The organism is Modestobacter italicus, from assembly GCF_019799965.1.
Lineage (GTDB): Bacteria > Actinomycetota > Actinomycetes > Mycobacteriales > Geodermatophilaceae > Modestobacter > Modestobacter italicus_A.
In genome coordinates this window covers 176,505-194,296 of record NZ_JABGCJ010000007.1, presented here as the reverse complement: position 1 = coordinate 194,296, position 17,792 = coordinate 176,505, and the positions used below count along the sequence as shown (strand labels likewise).

The 17,792-nt window shown below is 73.4% G+C and carries 14 protein-coding genes and 2 tRNA genes; 13 read left to right on the top strand and 3 right to left on the bottom strand.

Annotated features, from left to right (window positions below; genetic code table 11):
• Window positions 1-47 precede the first annotated feature (47 nt).
• The 10 genes from HLA93_RS17480 (at window position 48) to HLA93_RS17435 (ending at window position 11,471) form a co-directional block, all read left to right on the top strand.
• Entirely contained in the window at window positions 48-1,088 is a 1,041-nt protein-coding gene (locus tag HLA93_RS17480) for a hypothetical protein (protein ID WP_222195695.1), read from the top strand.
• A gap of 16 nt (window positions 1,089-1,104) precedes the next feature.
• Window positions 1,105-2,886 carry an ABC transporter ATP-binding protein gene (locus HLA93_RS17475; protein WP_222195694.1) on the top strand — a complete coding sequence of 594 codons (1,782 nt, stop codon included), beginning with the start codon at window positions 1,105-1,107 and terminating at the stop codon, window positions 2,884-2,886.
• A gap of 563 nt (window positions 2,887-3,449) precedes the next feature.
• Window positions 3,450-5,486, top strand: a complete 2,037-nt coding sequence (gene gyrB / locus HLA93_RS17470; protein ID WP_222195693.1) for a DNA topoisomerase (ATP-hydrolyzing) subunit B — start codon at window positions 3,450-3,452, stop codon at window positions 5,484-5,486.
• 154 nt (window positions 5,487-5,640) lie between these two features.
• Entirely contained in the window at window positions 5,641-8,109 is a 2,469-nt protein-coding gene (gene gyrA, locus HLA93_RS17465; protein WP_222195692.1) for a DNA gyrase subunit A, read from the top strand.
• Window positions 8,110-8,352: 243 nt separating this feature from the next.
• Window positions 8,353-9,408, top strand: coding sequence for a DUF3566 domain-containing protein (locus tag HLA93_RS17460; protein WP_308128207.1), 1,056 nt, complete (start codon window positions 8,353-8,355; stop codon window positions 9,406-9,408).
• 126 nt (window positions 9,409-9,534) lie between these two features.
• Window positions 9,535-9,608 (top strand) — tRNA-Ile (locus HLA93_RS17455).
• An 87-nt stretch (window positions 9,609-9,695) separates the two neighbouring features.
• Window positions 9,696-9,866 carry a DLW-39 family protein gene (locus tag HLA93_RS17450; protein ID WP_308128206.1) on the top strand — a complete coding sequence of 57 codons (171 nt, stop codon included), beginning with the start codon at window positions 9,696-9,698 and terminating at the stop codon, window positions 9,864-9,866.
• A 27-nt stretch (window positions 9,867-9,893) separates the two neighbouring features.
• Window positions 9,894-9,966: transfer RNA gene (locus HLA93_RS17445), tRNA-Ala, on the top strand.
• Window positions 9,967-10,056: 90 nt separating this feature from the next.
• Complete coding sequence (locus HLA93_RS17440) at window positions 10,057-10,593, top strand: peptidylprolyl isomerase (RefSeq protein WP_222195690.1); 537 nt, start codon at window positions 10,057-10,059, stop codon at window positions 10,591-10,593.
• Window positions 10,594-10,727: 134 nt separating this feature from the next.
• Window positions 10,728-11,471: a rhomboid family intramembrane serine protease gene (locus HLA93_RS17435; RefSeq protein WP_222195689.1), complete on the top strand. Its 744-nt coding sequence runs from the start codon at window positions 10,728-10,730 to the stop codon at window positions 11,469-11,471.
• 4 nt (window positions 11,472-11,475) lie between these two features.
• Here the strand turns inward: HLA93_RS17435 and HLA93_RS17430 are convergent, their stop codons facing one another.
• Window positions 11,476-11,877 (bottom strand): PH domain-containing protein, encoded by a 402-nt coding sequence (locus HLA93_RS17430; protein ID WP_222195688.1) that lies wholly within the window; start codon window positions 11,875-11,877, stop codon window positions 11,476-11,478.
• Window positions 11,878-12,008: 131 nt separating this feature from the next.
• Here HLA93_RS17430 and HLA93_RS17425 point away from each other — a divergent pair, with 131 nt between their 5' ends.
• Window positions 12,009-13,169 (top strand): thiolase family protein, encoded by a 1,161-nt coding sequence (locus HLA93_RS17425; RefSeq protein WP_222195687.1) that lies wholly within the window; start codon window positions 12,009-12,011, stop codon window positions 13,167-13,169.
• Window positions 13,170-13,940: 771 nt separating this feature from the next.
• On the opposite strand, the gene crgA is transcribed toward HLA93_RS17425, so the two are convergent.
• Window positions 13,941-14,213, bottom strand: a complete 273-nt coding sequence (gene crgA / locus HLA93_RS17420; RefSeq protein WP_222195686.1) for a cell division protein CrgA — start codon at window positions 14,211-14,213, stop codon at window positions 13,941-13,943.
• 137 nt (window positions 14,214-14,350) lie between these two features.
• On the opposite strand from crgA, the gene HLA93_RS17415 reads away from it, so the two are divergent.
• Both HLA93_RS17415 and HLA93_RS17410 read left to right on the top strand, forming a co-directional pair.
• Complete coding sequence (locus HLA93_RS17415; protein ID WP_222195685.1) at window positions 14,351-15,097, top strand: DUF881 domain-containing protein; 747 nt, start codon at window positions 14,351-14,353, stop codon at window positions 15,095-15,097.
• Between the two features lie 64 nt (window positions 15,098-15,161).
• The gene (locus HLA93_RS17410) at window positions 15,162-15,833 is read left to right on the top strand and encodes an aminodeoxychorismate/anthranilate synthase component II (protein ID WP_222195684.1); all 672 of its coding nucleotides are present in this window, start codon (window positions 15,162-15,164) and stop codon (window positions 15,831-15,833) included.
• Between the two features lie 100 nt (window positions 15,834-15,933).
• Here the strand turns inward: HLA93_RS17410 and pknB are convergent, their stop codons facing one another.
• Window positions 15,934-17,700: a Stk1 family PASTA domain-containing Ser/Thr kinase gene (gene pknB, locus HLA93_RS17405; RefSeq protein WP_222195683.1), complete on the bottom strand. Its 1,767-nt coding sequence runs from the start codon at window positions 17,698-17,700 to the stop codon at window positions 15,934-15,936.
• Window positions 17,701-17,792 lie beyond the last annotated feature (92 nt).

Below are 17,792 nucleotides of genomic sequence, written 5' to 3'. Positions count from 1 at the left end.
GCGGGCACCCGGCGAGACAGGCACAGGACGACGAGGAGCACCCCGCGATGAGCAGCCCGCGCGACCGGAACGGCGACGGTCCCGAGGACGACCCCGCCGCCTGGCAGGAGCCCGCGCACCTGGGCGGCGCCGACCCGGAGCCCGCACCCGAGGGGAGCGACCGCCCCGCGGACGACGCGCCGGCCGGCGGCAGCACTGCCGCCGGGGGCTGGCAGCCCCCGGGCTGGGACCTGCCCGCTGTCGAGCCCGAGCGGCGGGGAGCCGAGCCCGACGCACGGCCCGGGCCCGACGCACGGCCCGCGCCCGAGCCCTGGCAGCCACCGGCGGTCGAGCAGCGGCAGTTCGACGTCCCGCCGGAGCAGGCGCCACCGCGACGCGGCCTGGGTGGGCTGTTCGGCTCCCGCCGGCCCACGGGCGCCGAGCCCGGTCCGGACGGGCCCCCGGCCGGGCCGCCCCCGGAGCAGCCCGGCGGCTGGAGCCCCATCCGCCGGCGGAACGAGGCCATCCCGATCCCGCCGTCGGACCCGGCCGCGATGCTGGCCTGGGCGCAGCACCTGGGCTGGGTGCCCTCCGACGGGACGACCGAGGAGGACGCCGCCCTGCTGCCGCTGCTGCAGAGCGCACCCGTCCGCCCGGGCAAGGAGGACCGGCCCAGCCGGGTGCTCCGCGGCCGGGGCAACGGGCTGGACCTGGTGGCCTTCGACATCGCCTCCCCGGCCGGCCGCGCCTGGCTGAGCACGCACGCGGTCACCGCGGCGCCGGTGCTCGGCTCGGTCCCCGGCTTCCGGCTGTCCCCGGCCCGGATCTGGCGGCACGGCACCGGCGGGCTGCTGCAGATCCCCAGCCCCGACCCCGAGTTCGACCGGCGCTGGGTGCTCCTCGCCGCCGAGGACGGCCCCCAGGTGCGGCGGCTGGCCGAGGACCCGATGGTCCGCCAGTCGCTGCTGGGCAGTGACGACGGCGACGAGCTCTGGTCGGCGGCCGGCTACGTCGCCGCGGTGCGGCCGGACGCCAACCGGCCGCAGCTGATCGAGCACCACGCCCGGCTGCTCGCCGCCGTGGTCGGCGCCCTCGCCGTCACCTGGTGACGACCGCGCCCCGCCGGTGACCACCCCCGGCCCGGAGACCACGGAGACCACGGCCCAGGCCGGGCTCCGTGAGCTGCTGCCCCTGCTCCGCCCGCACCGCCGGGCGCTGGCCGGGGCGGCGGTGCTCTCGCTGGCCTCCGCGGCGGCGGCGCTGGCCCAGCCCGCGCTGGTCGGGCAGGTGATCAGCGCGGTCGGCTCCGGCGGTGCGCTGCTGCCCGGGGTGGTGGCCCTGGTCGTCGTCCTGGTGCTCGCCTCAGTGCTGGGGGCCGGTCAGCAGTACCTGCTCCAGCGCACGGCCGAGGGCGTCGTGCTGAGCACCCGGCGGCTGCTGGTCGACCGGCTGCTGCGGCTGCCGATCGCCGAGTACGACCGGCGGCGGACCGGGGACCTGATGTCGCGGGTCGGCGCGGACACCACACTGCTGCGCGCCACGGTGACCAGCGGCGTCGTGGAGCTGGTCGGCTCGGTGGTGGTCGGGGTCGGTGCCCTGGTGGCGATGGCGCTGGTCGACGTCTGGCTGCTGCTGGTCACCGTGCTCGCGGTCGGCATCGGGGTCACCACGGCGGTGCTGGCCTCCCGGCGGGTGCGGGCCCTGTCCCGGCAGGCCCAGGAGCAGGTCGGGGCGATGAGCGCGGCGGTGGAGCGGGCACTGTCCGCCGTCCGCACGATCCGGGCCAGCGGCGCGACCGCCCGCGAGGTCGAGACGGTCGGCGTCAGCGCCGAGCGGGCCTTCCGGGCCGGCGTCTCGGTGGCCCGGCTGGAGGCGCTGGTCTCCCCGGCCGGCTCGATCGCCGTCCAGGGGGCGTTCCTGTCGGTGCTCGGCCTCGGCGGCTACCGGGTGGCCACCGGCTCGATCGCCGTCGCCGACCTGGTCGCCTTCATCCTGTACCTGTTCCTGCTGGTCATGCCGCTGGGCCAGCTGATCGGCTCCTACACCCAACTGCAGGCCGGGCTGGGCGCGCTGGCCCGGGTGCAGGAGGTGCTCGCCCTGGAGCCCGAGCACGACGAGCAGCCCGAACGCACGGGTCGCGCCCCGGCCGTGCTGCGGGTGCCGTCGGCCGGGGACCCGGTGCCACTGCTCGAGCTGGACGGCGTCGGCTTCGGCTACCCCGACGGCACAGCGGTGCTGCACGAGGTCTCCTTCACCGTCCCGGCCGGCACCCGCACCGCGCTGGTCGGCCCGTCCGGCGCCGGGAAGTCGACCGTGCTGGCGTTGCTGGAGGGCTTCTACCCGCTGTCGGCCGGCACGGTCCGCTGGGCCGGGACCGACGTGCGCGACCTGCCGCGGTCGGCGCTGCGGGCCCGGATGGGCTACGTGGAGCAGGAGGCGCCGGTGCTGGCCGGCACCGTCCGGGAGAACCTGCTGCTCGCCGCGCCGGACGTGCCCGAGGAGCAGCTGTGGCGCGCGCTGGCCGAGGTCGGCCTCACCGGTGTCGTGCGGCGGTCACCGCTCGGGCTCGACGTGCCGGTCGGGGACGACGGGGTGCTGCTCTCCGGCGGGGAGCGCCAGCGGCTGGCCATCGCCCGCTCGCTGCTCTCCCGCCCGGCGCTGCTGCTGCTCGACGAGCCGACCGCCAGCCTGGACGCCCGCAACGAGCAGCTGCTCCGCGAGACCCTCGCCGCGGCCGCCGTCGACCGGGCGCTGCTGGTCGTCGCGCACCGGCTGTCCACCGTCGTGGACAGCGACCAGATCGTCGTCCTGGACGGCGGCCGGGTGGTCGCCGTCGGCACCCACGGCGAGCTCGTCGACACCAGTCCGCTCTACCGCGAGCTCGCCACCGCCCAGCTGCTGGTCTGAGGAAGGACCCCGCTGCCCCCACCGCTCGCGAGCTCGTGGCGGTCCCCGCAGTTGGGCCGACCGGGACCGCTCTGGTTCCACGTGGAACGGTCGGAGGTCGGGGGGCGGTCTGGCTGCCGTTGCCGGTCACCTCCGCGGTGCTGACCTCCGGCATCACCTCGGTGCCCACCGCCGCCCGGGCGCTCGGGGTCGACGCCGCCGACGGCCTGGGCGTGGGCCTCTGCGACGACATCGGGCCACCGTGGTGGGCCGGCGGACCGGGGCGGCCGTCCCGGTCCTGGACCCCGGCCGGTCCACCTCCGGCGGCCCGGTCGATCGATCGACTCCTCCCCAGGGCTCGCAGGACGGCGCGTCGGGGGCCGGGGCAACACGGGTGGTGGCTCGAGTGTCGCCAGGGGCTCTGGGGCGACGTCAGGGCGTCGGTGGCACACCTGGGGTGCGTCGACCCGGTACGCTGGAGGGGACACACCCCCAGCAGCCCCCTGAGAGCCGTCCTGCGCCGGTCGACGTGGTCGTCGACGTGGTCGCGCCGGCTGATCGGCTGCGCAAGAGAAGGGCCCCACGTGGTCGCTGCGCCCCAGAACGAGACCGCCTACTCCGGCAGCTCCATCACCGTCCTCGAGGGCCTGGAGGCGGTCCGCAAGCGCCCCGGCATGTACATCGGCTCGACCGGCGAGCGCGGCCTGCACCACATGGTGTGGGAGGTCGTGGACAACGCCGTCGACGAGCACCTCGCCGGCTGGTGCGACACGGTGCGGGTGACCCTGCTGGCAGACGGCGGCGTCCGGGTCGAGGACAACGGCCGTGGCATCCCGGTCGACATGCACCCGGTCGAGAAGCGGCCCACCGTCGAGGTCGTCCTCACGATCCTGCACGCCGGTGGCAAGTTCGACGGCAAGAGCTACGGCGTCTCCGGTGGTCTGCACGGCGTCGGCGTCACCGTCGTCAACGCGCTGTCCACCAAGCTCGACGTGACGGTCTGGACCAAGGGCCGCGAGTGGCGCCAGCACTACACCGAGGCCAAGCCCGGCCCTCTCGAGGAGGTCGGGCCGACCGACAAGCGCGGGACGGTCATCACCTTCTGGGCCGACCCGTCGATCTTCGAGACGACGAACTACTCGTTCGACACCATCAACCGCCGGCTCCAGGAGATGGCCTTCCTGAACAAGGGCCTGACGATGGTGCTGCGCGACGAGCGCCCCGGTCAGGGCAAGGCCGACACCGGCCTGGCCGAGGAGGCCTCGCTCGCGGAGGAGGCACCGGCCCCCGGTCACGAGGACGAGGCTTTCGAGCCGACCGAGGTGACCTACCGGTACGACGACGGCCTGGTCGACTACGTCAGCCACCTCAACCGCCGCAAGACCGCGATCCACCGCTCGGTCATCGGCTTCTCCGCCGAGGGTGTGGGCAAGAACGACACCGCGATGTCGGTCGAGGTCGCCATGCAGTGGTCCGACGCCTACTCGGAGTCGGTGCACACCTTCGCGAACATCATCAACACCCACGAGGGCGGCACGCACGAGGAGGGCTTCCGTGCGGCGCTGACCTCCATCGTGAACAAGTACGCGGTGGAGAAGAAGCTCCTCAAGGAGAAGGACGACAAGCTCACCGGCGACGACATCCGCGAGGGCCTGGCCGCCATCGTCTCGGTGAAGCTCGGCGACCCGCAGTTCGAGGGCCAGACGAAGACCAAGCTCGGCAACACCGAGGTGAAGGGCTTCGTGCAGCGGGTCTGCAACGAGCAGATCGGCCACTGGTTCGAGGCCAACCCGACCGAGGCCAAGGTCATCATCACCAAGGCCGCCTCGGCCGCCCGCGCCCGCCGCGCGGCGCAGGACGCCCGCAAGCTCGCCCGCAAGAACCTGCTCAGCGTCAGCGGCCTGCCGGGCAAGCTCGCCGACTGCCGCTCGACCGACCCGAGCCGGTCGGAGGTCTACATCGTCGAGGGCGACTCGGCCGGCGGCTCGGCGAAGTCCGGCCGCGACTCGATGTTCCAGGCGATCCTGCCCATCCGCGGCAAGATCATCAACGTCGAGAAGGCGCGCATCGACCGGGTGCTGAAGAACACCGAGGTCCAGTCGATGATCACTGCCTTCGGCACCGGCATCCACGACGAGTTCGACGTCTCGAAGCTGCGCTATCACAAGATCGTGCTGATGGCCGACGCCGACGTCGACGGCCAGCACATCCGCACGCTGCTGCTCACGCTGCTGTTCCGCTTCATGCGCCCGCTGGTCGAGGGCGGTTACGTCTACCTGGCGATGCCGCCGCTGTACAAGATCAAGTGGGGCGGCAAGATCGGTGACGAGTACGTCTACACCGACCGGGAGCGCGACGCCGTCCTCAAGGCCGGGGCCGAGGCCGGCCGCAAGCTGCCCAAGGACGACGGCATCCAGCGGTTCAAGGGCCTGGGCGAGATGGACGCCAAGGAACTGTGGGAGACCACGATGGACCCGGCGACCCGGATCCTGCAGCAGGTGACCATCGAGGACGCCGCCGCAGCCGACGAGCTGTTCAGCGTGCTCATGGGCGAGGACGTCGTCGCCCGCCGCAGCTTCATCACCCGCAACGCCAAGGACGTCCGCTTCCTCGACGTCTGAACAAGGGCCCCGCTGCCCCCCGCCACGAGCAAGCTCGTGGCGGGGCCCTGCAGCGGGGCCGACGGGGCCCTGCGGGGGGGCCCGGCCCGCGGGTGGGGGCGCGTGAGCTGCGCACTCATCCACCACTGTGTATCGACTTGTGGAGAACCAGACCGTGACGGAAACACCCAGCCGCGACCGCGTCGAGCCGGTCGACCTCCAGCAGGAGATGCAGCGCAGCTACATCGACTACGCGATGTCGGTCATCGTCGGCCGCGCGCTCCCCGACGTGCGGGACGGCCTCAAGCCGGTGCACCGCCGCGTGCTCTACGCGATGTTCGACCAGGGCTTCCGCCCCGACCGGGCCACCGTCAAGTGCGCCCGCGTCGTCGGTGAGGTCATGGGCAACTACCACCCGCACGGTGACTCGTCGATCTACGACGCCCTCGTGCGGCTGGCCCAGCCCTGGTCGATGCGCTACCCGCTGATCGACGGGCAGGGCAACTTCGGCTCGCCGGGCAACGACCCGGCGGCCGCCATGAGGTACACCGAGGCCCGGCTGACCCCGCTGGCCATGGAGATGCTGCGGGACATCGACGAGGAGACCGTCGACTTCCAGCCCAACTACGACGGCAAGAACCAGGAGCCCCTGGTCCTGCCCTCGCGGATCCCGAACCTGCTGATCAACGGCTCGGCCGGCATCGCCGTCGGCATGGCGACCAACATGCCGCCGCACAACCTGCGCGAGGTCGCCTCCGCCGTCTTCTGGATGCTCGACAACTACGAGGCCGAGCCGGAAGAGGCGCTGACCGCCTGCATGGAGCGGGTCAAGGGCCCGGACTTCCCGACCCACGGCCTGATCGTCGGCCGCGAGGGCATCGAGGACGCCTACCGCACCGGCCGCGGCTCGGTCCGGATGCGCGCGGTGGTCACCGTCGAGGAGGACAGCCGAGGCCGGGTCCAGCTGGTCGTCACCGAGCTGCCCTACCAGGTCAACCCGGACAACCTGGCCGAGGCGATCGCCGAGGCGGTCAAGGACGGCCGGCTGCAGGGCATCAGCGAGATCGCCGACGAGTCCTCCGACCGGGTCGGCCGCCGGCTGGTCATCACGCTGCGCCGCGACGCCGTCGCCAAGGTGGTGCTGAACAACCTCTACAAGCACACCCAGCTGCAGACCACCTTCGGCTGCAACATGCTCTCCATCGTCGACGGCGTGCCCCGCACGCTGCGGCTGGACGAGCTGATCCGGCTGTGGGTGAGCCACCAGATCGAGGTCATCGTCCGGCGCACCCGTTACCGGCTGCGTAAGGCCGAGGAGCGCGCGCACATCCTGCGCGGCTACGCCAAGGCCCTGGACCACCTCGACGAGGTCATCGCCCTCATCCGCCGGAGCGAGTCGGCCGAGGCCGCGCGCAGCGGCCTGATGGAGCTGCTGGACGTCGACGAGATCCAGGCCGTCGCGATCCTGGACCTGCAGCTGCGCCGGCTGGCGGCCCTCGAGCGCCAGCGGATCCTCGACGAGCTGGCCGAGATCGAGGCCCGCATCGCCGAGCTGCAGGCCATCCTCGACTCCCCCGAGCGGCAGCGGCAGATCGTCCGCGACGAGCTGGCCGAGATCGTCGAGAAGTACGGCGACGACCGGCGCACCCAGTTCGTGGCCAACGACGGTGACGTCTCCATGGAGGACCTCATCGCCGAGGAGCAGGTGGTCGTCACGATCACCCGCACCGGCTACGCCAAGCGCACCAAGGCCGACCTCTACCGCTCCCAGCGGCGCGGCGGCAAGGGCGTCATGGGTGCCCAGCTCAAGCAGGACGACCTGGTCCAGCAGTTCTTCGTGGGCTCGACCCACGACTGGATCCTCTTCTTCACCAACAAGGGCCGGGTCTACCGGGCCAAGGCCTACGAGCTGCCCGAGGCGGCCCGGACGGCCCGCGGCGCGCACGTGGCCAACATCCTGGCCTTCCAGCCGGACGAGAAGATCGCCCAGGTCATCCAGATCAAGGACTACACGGTCGCGCCGTACCTGGTGCTGGCCACGGCCCGCGGTCAGGTGAAGAAGACCCGGCTCACCGACTTCGACTCCCCGCGCAGCGGTGGCGTGATCGCGATCAACCTGCGGGAGAACGACGAGCTGGTCGGGGCCGCGCTGATCAGCCCGGACCAGAACCTGCTGCTGGTCACCCGCAAGGCGATGTCGATCTGCTTCAAGGCCGACGACGCCCAGCTGCGGCCGATGGGCCGGGCCACCGAGGGCGTCCGCGGCATCTCGCTGTCCGACGACGACCAGCTGCTGTCGATGATCGTCGTCCAGGAGGGCGTCGACGTGCTGGTCGCGACCGAGGGCGGGTACGCCAAGCGCACCGGGATCGAGCACTACCCCGAGCAGGGCCGGGGCGGCAAGGGCGTGCTCACCGCCGACCCGAAGGCCCGCAAGGGCGCGCTGGTCGGGGCCCTGGCCGTGGTGCTCGGCGACGAGCTCTACGCGATCACCTCCGGCGGCGGCGTGATCCGGACCCCGGTCAACGGCGTGCGGCACACCCGTGACCGGGCCACCATGGGCGTCAAGCTCATGAACTTGCCGGAAGACGTGTCGATCGTGGCTATCGCGCGTACGACGGACAACGACGAGCCCGACGCCTAGGGTGGGGCGGATGACAGGCCGGGGTCCGGGGCGACGACGTCCCGCCCCCGTCCTGCACGCCGACCACAGCAGTGACCGGTCCGGCGTCCCCTGCGGGACAGCAGGTCCGGTGGGTGCAGCGACGCGGCGAGGGCCGCTGGGTGACGGGAGACTGGGATGAGCGACCGGGCGCGAGGTTCGGTGCGTACCGAGTCCCGAGGGGGATCCGGCACGACCGACGAGGCGCCGGCAGGCGCCGCCCCGGTGAGCGACCGGACGGAGTCGGCGGGCGGGTCCACGGACTCGACCGGCGCTCCGGCGGGTGGCGCCGAGCCGGCCGGGACGTCGCCGGCGAGCAACCCGGCAGACGCCGGCGGGAAGTCGGCGCGGTCCGGCGCCTCGGCGTCCACGGCCGCTGAGCGGCCGGGCGGTGGCCCGTCGGCAGCTGCCCAGTCGGGCAAGGCCCCCGCCTCGGCACAGGCGGGCAAGGCGCCCTCGGCACAGTCGGGCAGGGCCCCGGCGGCCGCGCAGCAGACGAACAAGTCCACCTCGCCGGGCTGGAGCCCGGCCGTCAAGGCGCCCGCGGCCGGCTCGGGGACGGCGCCCGCGGCGGGGCAGGCGCCCGCGTCGGGGCAGGCGCCCGCGGCGGGGCAGGCTGCCCCCACCGCTGAGGCCGGTCCGCGTCCGGTGACCACCCCCGCGCCTCCGGTGCCACCGGCCACCGGCACCAACCGGGCGGTCGGCGCGGGTCGCGCCGCCGCCCCCAGGAGCGGCGTCCCGGCCGCGGGCTCCGTGCCGGTCGAGTCGACCCAGGCCGTTCCGCTCCCTGCGGCCGGCGCTCGGCCGGTCGATCCGCCCCGTCCGGCGGCCGCCCGGCAGGCCGGTGAGGGCGCGCCGCGGGAGAGCGCCGCACGGGAGGGCACCGGACGGGTGCGGGGCGCCGGTCGTGGCCCGCGTCGCGCCCGGCTGCAGCTGCGGCACATCGACACGTGGTCGGCGCTGAAGATCTCCCTGGTGCTGTCGATCGCGCTGTTCTTCGTCTGGATGGTCGCGGTCGGCATCCTCTACGGGGTGCTCAGCGGGCTCGGTGTCTTCGAGAGCCTCAACGACCTCATCGGCCAGGTCAGCAGCTCCGCCGGCACCGACGTCACCGCCGACGGCGACGTGATCAACGCCGGGGTCGTCTTCGGTGGCGCGGCGCTCATCGGCGCGGTCAACATCGTGCTCCTGACGGCGCTGTGCACTGTGGGCACGTTCGTCTACAACCTCTGCTCGGACCTCGTCGGTGGCCTCGAGGTCACCCTCGCCGAGCGCGACTGACCACGAGCCGCTCCTCCGGGCCGGCCTGACCGGCCCGGAGGAGCGGCCAGGTCGGCCGACACGGCCGCTGTGCACCCCCCTGGCAGGGGCGGCGGACGGCGGCAGGTAAGCTGTTCACCGGTCCACGGGCCTGTAGCTCAGGCGGTTAGAGCGCATCCCTGATAAGGATGAGGCCGGAGGTTCAAGTCCTCCCAGGCCCACCCGTGCACCGATGGTGGGAGATCCCGGTCCAGCTGGCTCCGGGTCTCCCACCCCGCGGTCGCCCGTCAGCGGTCACCGTGGCCGCGGTGACCACCATCGTCCGAGGAGGTCCCCGCGTGCTGAAGAAGCTGGCGGTGGCAGCGCTCGCTGCCAGTGCCGTGGTCGCTGTCCGCAAGCGCAACACCAGCAAGGGCGAGGCCGACCTGTGGGCCGAGGCCACCCGGGGCCCGGGCTCGGTGAGCTCCCCCCGCAGCTGACCCACCGGCGTGCCCGTCACGCCGACCGGGGACGTAGCTCAATTGGCAGAGCACCGCCTTTGCAAGGCGGGGGTTAGGGGTTCGATTCCCCTCGTCTCCACTCCCGGCCCCGCCCGCGTGCGGGGCCCGCACAGCCGCCCCTGACCGGGCACCCGGCAGCCTCCCGGGCAGCAGTGGGAGAGTGGTGGTCGTGACCGAACAGACCCCCGCCGCACGGCGCGCCGTCCTGCACACCAACCACGGCGACATCACCGTCGACCTGTTCCCCGACCACGCGCCCAAGACGGTCGCCAACTTCGCCGAGCTTGCCGAGGGCAGCCGCGAGTGGATCGACCCGCGCACCCGCGAGAAGACGACCGCCAAGCTCTACGACGGCACGGTCTTCCACCGGGTCATCGACGGCTTCATGATCCAGGGTGGCGACCCCCTGGGCCAGGGCACCGGTGGCCCGGGGTACCGGTTCGGCGACGAGTTCCACCCGGAGCTGTCGTTCAACCGCCCCTACCTGCTGGCGATGGCCAACGCCGGGCCGGGCACCAACGGCTCGCAGTTCTTCATCACCGTCACCAACACCCCGCACCTGAACAACAAGCACACGATCTTCGGGGAGGTCGCCGACGAGGCCAGCCGCGCCGTGGTCGACCGGATCGCCACCACCCCCACCGCCCGCGGTGACCGCCCGGTCGATGACGTCGTCATCGAGTCCGTCGAGGTGCAGCGCAGCTGACCACGCCCGAGGGCACGGGGGGCGCCGGCGCGGGTGATCCGCAGCCGGCGCCCCCTGCCACCTGCTACCGGCACCCGGACCGTCCCACCGGGGTGCGCTGCACCCGTTGCGGCCGGCCGATCTGCCCGGAGTGCATGAACCCGGCCGCGGTCGGCTTCCAGTGCCCGGACGACGTCCGGGCCGGCAATGCGGGTGTCCGGCAGCCCCGCCGGGGCACGGGCGTCCGGCTGGCCGGACGGCGCTGGGGGGTCGTCACGCTGACCCTGATCACGATCAACGTGCTGATCGGGCTGGCGACGGCGGTCTCCGCCGTGAGCGTGGGCGTCGACCCGCTGCGCAGCTTCGACTCCCCGCTGCAGGACCAGTTCGTCCTCGCACCGTTCATGGTCGACCTCGGCGAGTGGTGGCGGGTGCCCACCAGCGCCTTCACCCACGTGAGCCCGGTCCACCTGCTGCTCAACATGTTCGCCCTGCTGCTCTTCGGCTCCGAGCTCGAGCGGATGCTGGGCAGGGCCCGCTACCTCACCGTCTACCTGGTGTCCGCGCTGGGCGGCGCGGCCGCCCTGCAGCTGTTCGGCAACTACTTCGGCGGGGTCGTTGGTGCCTCCGCGGCCATCTACGGCTTGATGGCGGCCTTCGGCGTCGTCCTGGTGCAGCAGAAGCAGGACCTGCGCGGGCTCCTCACCCTGCTGGGCATCAACCTGGTGATCAGCTTCCTGCCCGGGGTCTCGCTGCTGGGCCACCTCGGTGGCCTGGTCACCGGTGCCCTGACGGCCGCGGTGCTGGTGTTCGCCCGACGTCGCCGGCCCGTCGCCGTCGCCGGGGTGGCGGTGCTCGTCCTGGTCCTGCTGGTGCTGGTGTTCGGCCAGCTGCGCTGAGCACTCAGGGCGCCGCGCCGGCGTCCCGCAGCGCCTCGGCGACCGTCGCCGGGTCCACGCCGAGGTCGCGCCGGCCGAGCACCAGCAGGACGGCGTCGTCGGTGCTGTCCTCCAGCTCCAGCGTGCGGCTCTGCACCCCCCAGCGGCGCTGCGTGCGCGCCCGGGCGCGCACGGTCGGCCAGCCGATGGTCACGGGGCCGGTGAGCCGACGCACCGTGACGCCGTCCGCGTCGGCCCGGAGCCGGGGTCGCAGCAACGCGTCGCGCGCCGCCAGGGCCAGGAGCAGGACGGCGGCGCCGCCGACCAGCACCCGGCCGACCGGGTCGACCAGCAGCGTGGCCAGGGCGAGCCCCAGTCCGGCGACGGCCACCGCGGCGGTCTCGCCGACCTGGGGGGACCACTGCACCCGGCCAGCTTGTCAGCTGATCCTGGTACTGCTGTGCGCGAGGCCTGGCATCATCGGCGACAGGACGTCCCAGACGTCCGTGGTCGGCCGGGGTGCTCCGGCCCGCTCGCGGCTCGACGAGGAGGAGTGCCATGCGGGATGCGGTCATCTGCGCCGCCGTCCGGACGCCGGTCGGCCGGCGCGGGGGTGGGCTGGCGGGAGTGCACGCGGCCGACCTGTCCGCGGCCGTGCTCACCGCCCTCGCCGAGCGGACCGGGTTGGACCCGGCGCTGGTCGACGACGTGTTCTGGGGTTGTGTCAGCCAGGTCGGTGAGCAGACCGGCAACATCGGCCGGGTGGCCGCGCTGGCGGCAGGCTGGCCGGAGTCGGTTCCCGGCACCACGATCGACCGGCAGTGCGGCTCGTCGCAGCAGGCGGTCGCCTTCGCCGCGGCCACCGTCATCAGCGGCCAGGCCGACGTGGTGGTGGCCGGTGGGGTCGAGTCCATGAGCCGGGTCCCGATGGGCTCGTCGTCCGGGGACGGCTCGGCCGGGCGTCCGCTGGGGCCGGCGTTCCTCGCCCGTTACGAGGGCGTCGTCCCCAACCAGGGCATCGGGGCGGAGATGATCGCGGAGCGGTGGGGGTTCTCGCGCGCCGACCTCGACGAGTTCGCCCTGCGCTCGCACGAACGCGCCGGCAAGGCGCAGGCCGACGGCGCCTTCGACGACCAGATCGTCCCGGTGACCACGCCCGAGGGCGCCCAGGTCACCCGGGACGAGGGCATCCGCAGCGGTGGCACGCTGGCCTCCCTCGGGGCGCTGAAGACGCCGTTCCGGCCCGACGGGGTCATCAGTGCCGGCAACGCCAGTCAGATCTCCGACGGCTCGGCCGCGCTGCTGGTCATCACCTCCGAGCGGGCCCGGGCGCTCGGCCTGACCCCGATCGTGCGGGTGCACACCACCGTCGTCGCCGGCGACGACCCGGTGATCATGCTGACCGCCCCCATCCCGGCCACCCGCAAGCTGCTGGACCGTGCGGGCGTGCCGCTGTCAGACATCGGCGTCTTCGAGGTGAACGAGGCGTTCGCGCCCGTCCCGTTGGCCTGGCAGCGCGAGATCGGCGCCGACCTGGCGGCGGTCAACCCGCTGGGCGGGGCGATCGCCCTCGGCCACCCGCTGGGTGCCTCGGGGGCGCGGATCATGACCACCCTGGTGCACCACATGCAGGCGACGGGCACCCGGTTCGGGCTGCAGACCATGTGCGAAGGCGGCGGTCTGGCGAACGCGACCATGCTCGAGCTGGTCACCGACTGAGCGATCGACCTCCCGTCCACAGCCCCCGTCCGGCCGACGGGGGCTGTGGCGTCTCTGGGGCTGTGGGCACCGCAGGGCGGTGGACGGCGTCGCCCGGTGTCGACAACTCACCCGGACACGCCCGGGACCGGCCCGTCACGCTGTCGGTTTGCGCTTCCTCGAATCGGGTAGTAAAGACCCGCAGCGGGGCTGCGCGCCAGGTCGTTTCCCACAGGTGTGTACACAGCTGGGGACGGACTTCCACCGGTGTAGTTACCCCTGTGCCGTTTCCGTCCCAGTGGTCACATCCTGGGTGTCCGCGCAGGTCAGCGAGCTGTGGGGACGGGCCGGGAGTCCACACATCGTGGACAACCCGGTGGACGACGGATCCGGCCACCTGTGGACGGCGCGAGGCGCTGTGCACAGACGATCTTCGTGCGGGCGGGTGACAGGCCGCTGACCTGCAGGTTGACGGTTTGTCGACTCCGCGAGCCGCTCACTGTCAGGAGTGTGCGGGTCACCGGTCGTCCCCGCTGCCGCTGGTCCGCGCCGCTGGGCGCACGGCAACGGCCCGTCGGCGGCGAGCGCCTGTCCACAGCAGCTGGGTGGGTACGTGGGCGCGGCGCGTGCCCCGGCCGGCGGCGTCGCCGGGAGGCTGCGCACGCTCACGACCCGGCACGGGGGAGGGCTCCGGTCCGGAAACGGCCCCGCGGAACGGCGTCGGGGAGCAGGCCCGGGAACGACGAAGGCCCCCGTCCCGGAGGACGAGGGCCTGTCGCAGGTGAGGTGGGGTCAGCGCCAGCGCATCGACATCACGAGGCCGGCGACCATGGCACCGAACCCGATCGCGAAGTTCCAGGCACCCAGTGAGGTCATGAAGGGGATGCGGTCCCCGGCGACGTAGTAGACGACGATCCACAGCAGCCCGAGCAGCATGAGGGCGACCATCACGACCGCGTACCACCGGGGGCTGGGCTCGGCGGCGCGGGCGCGTGCCGCACTCGAGGGCAGCACGCCCTCGGGCGGCGTGTACACCGACTTCTTGCGCACCTTCGACTTCGGCACCTGCGGACTCCCTCCCGGGCCGTGGCCTGTCGCCCCGGCGTGACCTGACACCAGCCTAAGCTGCAGGGGGTCCAGGTCTGCCCCGTACGCGGGGCGCGCCTCCCTGCCCGCCGCCGTCCACCCGCCAGGAGGTGCCCGTGCGTCGCATCCCGCAGCTCCGCCGCCCCACCGTGTGGACGGCGCTCGTCCCGGTCGTCGGACTGGTGGCCGGGCTGCTCTTCGCGACCTCCGGCCAGACGGCGCAGGGCACCGACCTGCGCGCCGGGGAGAGCTCCCGGCTGTCCGGCCTGGTCGAGGAGCGCGACGCGGCGGTCGCCCGGCAGCAGGCCGAGCTGGCGGCGCTGCAGCAGCGGGTCCAGGAGCTCACGGACCTCGCGGCCACGCGCAACGGGGACGTCGCCGCGGTGCAGGCCGACGGGGCGACCGGCCTGGCGTCGGCCGGTCTGACCGAGCTGACCGGCCCTGGGCTCTCGGTGGTGCTGGACGACGTGAAGCCCAAGGCCGGTGCCAACCAGCCCGGCGGGGTCGACCCGGACAACCTGGTCATCCACCAGTCGGACGTGCAGGGCGTGGTGAACGCGCTCTGGGCCGCCGGCGCGGAGGGCGTCGCCATCATGGGGAAGCGGCTGGTCGCCACCAGCGCGGTCATCTGCGTGGGCCCCACCCTGCTGCTGCAAGGGCGCACCTACTCCCCGCCCTACGTGGTCACCGCCGTCGGTGAGGCCGACGAGATGCGCGCCGAGCTCGCCGCCTCACCCCAGGTCCAGCTGCTCAAGGAGCAGGCGGACGCCTACGGGCTCACCTACCGCCTGGAGGACCAGCAGCAGGTGCGCCTGCCCCCGTACGACGGGACGCTGGACATGCAGTACGCCGCCGCCGGCTGAGCGGCGCAGCTGCGCGCTGGGGCCGACCGTGACGGGGGCCGCCCCCGGCGTGTACACCTGGCGTGTGCAGAACGAGAGGGAGCCGGCCGTCCGGCCGGTGCTGGTCGTCGACAACTTCGACAGCTTCGTCTACAACCTGGTGCAGTATCTGGGTCAGCTGGGGGTGCCCAGTGTGGTCCGGCGCAACGACGCCGTGACGACCGCCGAGCTGGCCGACCTGGACGTCGCCGGCGTCCTGCTCTCACCCGGCCCGGGGACCCCCGTCGACGCCGGGGTGACCGTGCCGATGGTGCGGGCGGCCGCCGAGGCCGGTCTGCCGGTGCTGGGCGTGTGCCTGGGCCACCAGGCGATCGCCGAGGCGTTCGGCGGCGTCGTGGGCCGTGCGCCCGAGCTGCTGCACGGCAAGACCAGCCAGGTCGTGCACGACGGCGTCGGCGTGCTGGCCGGGCTGGCCTCGCCCTTCACCGCCACCCGCTACCACTCGCTCGCGGTGGAGTCCGACAGCGTCCCGGCGGAGCTGGAGGTCACCGGCCGTACGCCCTCGGGCATCGTGATGGCCCTGCGGCACCGCGAGCTGCCGATCGAGGGCGTCCAGTTCCACCCCGAGTCGGTGCTCACCGAGGGCGGTCACCAGCTGCTGGCCAACTGGCTGACCTCCTGCGGCATCGCGCCCGACGCCGACCGCGTCGAGGCAGCCGCCGCCACCGCACGCCGGCTCACCATGGCCGTCAGCTGACCGCAGGAGCGTCACCGGGCCGCTGAGCGGGCCTCAGACGCGACGAAGGCCCCTCCCGGGGGTTTTTCCTGGGAGGGGCCTTCGTCGTGGGCAGCGTCGGTCAGGTGGTCGGCGACTCGGAGGTCGGCGCCGCCGGAGTGCCGGACGGCGGGGTGACCGGCGCGGAGGTGGTCGGCGTCTCCACCGGGACGGCGACCGCGACCAGGAGCGTGATCTCGTCCCCCGCCGCGACCGACGAGCGGGCACCGGGCTGGGTGCCGGCGACCAGGCCGGGGGCGACCTCGTCGGTCTCGGAGTTGATCTCCTCGATGTCGCTATCGTCGATGCCGAGGGCGACGAGGGCAGCCCGGGCGTCGGCGGGGGTGCGGCCGACCAGGTCGGCCGGGATGGAGACGGTCCCGGTCGAGACCTGCAGCGTGAAGGAGGCGTCCGGTGCGGCCGCTGAACCCTCACCCGGGTCGATGTCGATGACCTGCCCCTCCGGCAGCAGGGAGTCGGCTTGGCGGCTGCTGATCGACCCGGTGAACCCGGCGCTGCGCAGATTGCTGGTGGCGCGGTCCTCGGTGAGCCCGACGACCTGGGGAACGGTGAGGGTGTCGGGTCCGGCGCTGACGACCAGGGCGATCACGGAGCCCTCGTCCACCTCCTCGCCGGCGGCCGGGTCAGTGCTGATCACCAGGCCCTCGGCGATCTCCGGGTCGGACTGGGTGGTGACCGCTCCGACCTCGAGGCCCTCGGCCGTCAGCCGCGATCGGGCGTCGGCCTCGGTCGCGGTGGTGACGTCCGGGACGGTCACCTGGGCGATCACCGGGACCTCCTCGCCGTCGTCGGTGACCGCGATGCCGACGCCGATGGCAGCGGCGATCAGGACCAGGGCGGCGACGACGACGGCGATCACCCGGTTGCGCTTGCGCTTGCGGTCCGCGCCCTCGTCGGTCCACTCGTCCTCGGCGTAGCCGCCGCCCGGGGTGACTCCGATGATCGTGGTCTTCTCGGCGTCGCTCATCACCGGCGTGGCCTCGACCCGCTGGCCGGCGACCGCGCGGAGCAGGTCGGCCCGCATGTCCGCCGCCGACTGGTACCGGTTGGCCGGGTTCTTGCTCATCGCCTTGAGCAGGATCGCGTCCAATTCCGGCGGGATCGCCGGGTTGATCGAGGACGGCGTCTTCGGGTCCTCGCGCACGTGCTGGTAGGCGACGGCGACCGGGGAGTCACCGGTGAACGGCGGGGTGCCGGTGACCAGCTCGTAGAGCAGGCAGCCGGCCGAGTAGACGTCGGACCGGGCGTCGACGCCCTCACCGCGGGCCTGCTCGGGGGACAGGTACTGGGCGGTGCCGATCACCGCGGCGGTGGAGGTCATCGTGGCGGCCGAGTCGGAGACGGCCCGGGCGATGCCGAAGTCCATCACCTTGACGGTGCCCTGCGGGGTGATCATCACGTTCCCGGGCTTCACGTCCCGGTGCACGATGCCGTTGCGATGGCTGAAGTCCAGCGCGGCGCAGATGTCGGCGGTCAGCGACATGGCCCGTTCGGGGGACAGCCGGCCCTCGCTGCGCAGCACGTCGCGCAGCGTCTCCCCCTCGACGTACTCCATGACGATGTAGGGCGTGGCGCCGGCGGGCGTCCGGTCCTCACCGGTGTCGTAGACGGCGACGATCGCGGGGTGGTTCAGCGAGGCCGCGGCCTGCGCCTCACGGCGGAACCGGACCTGGGAGGACGGGTCACGGGCGAGGTCCTGGCGGAGCACCTTCACGGCGACCTCGCGCCCCAGCCGCAGGTCCCGGCCGCGGTGCACCTCCGCCATGCCACCGCGGCCGAGCACCCCGCCGATCTCGTAGCGCTCGCCGAGCACTGAGGGGGTGGTCATCGGGGGTCCTCTCGGGTGACGCGGTGCGACGGTCGCAGCTCCGGTGCGGCGGGACCGGGGAGCGGCACGCCGTCGGCGAGCCTAATCGCCGG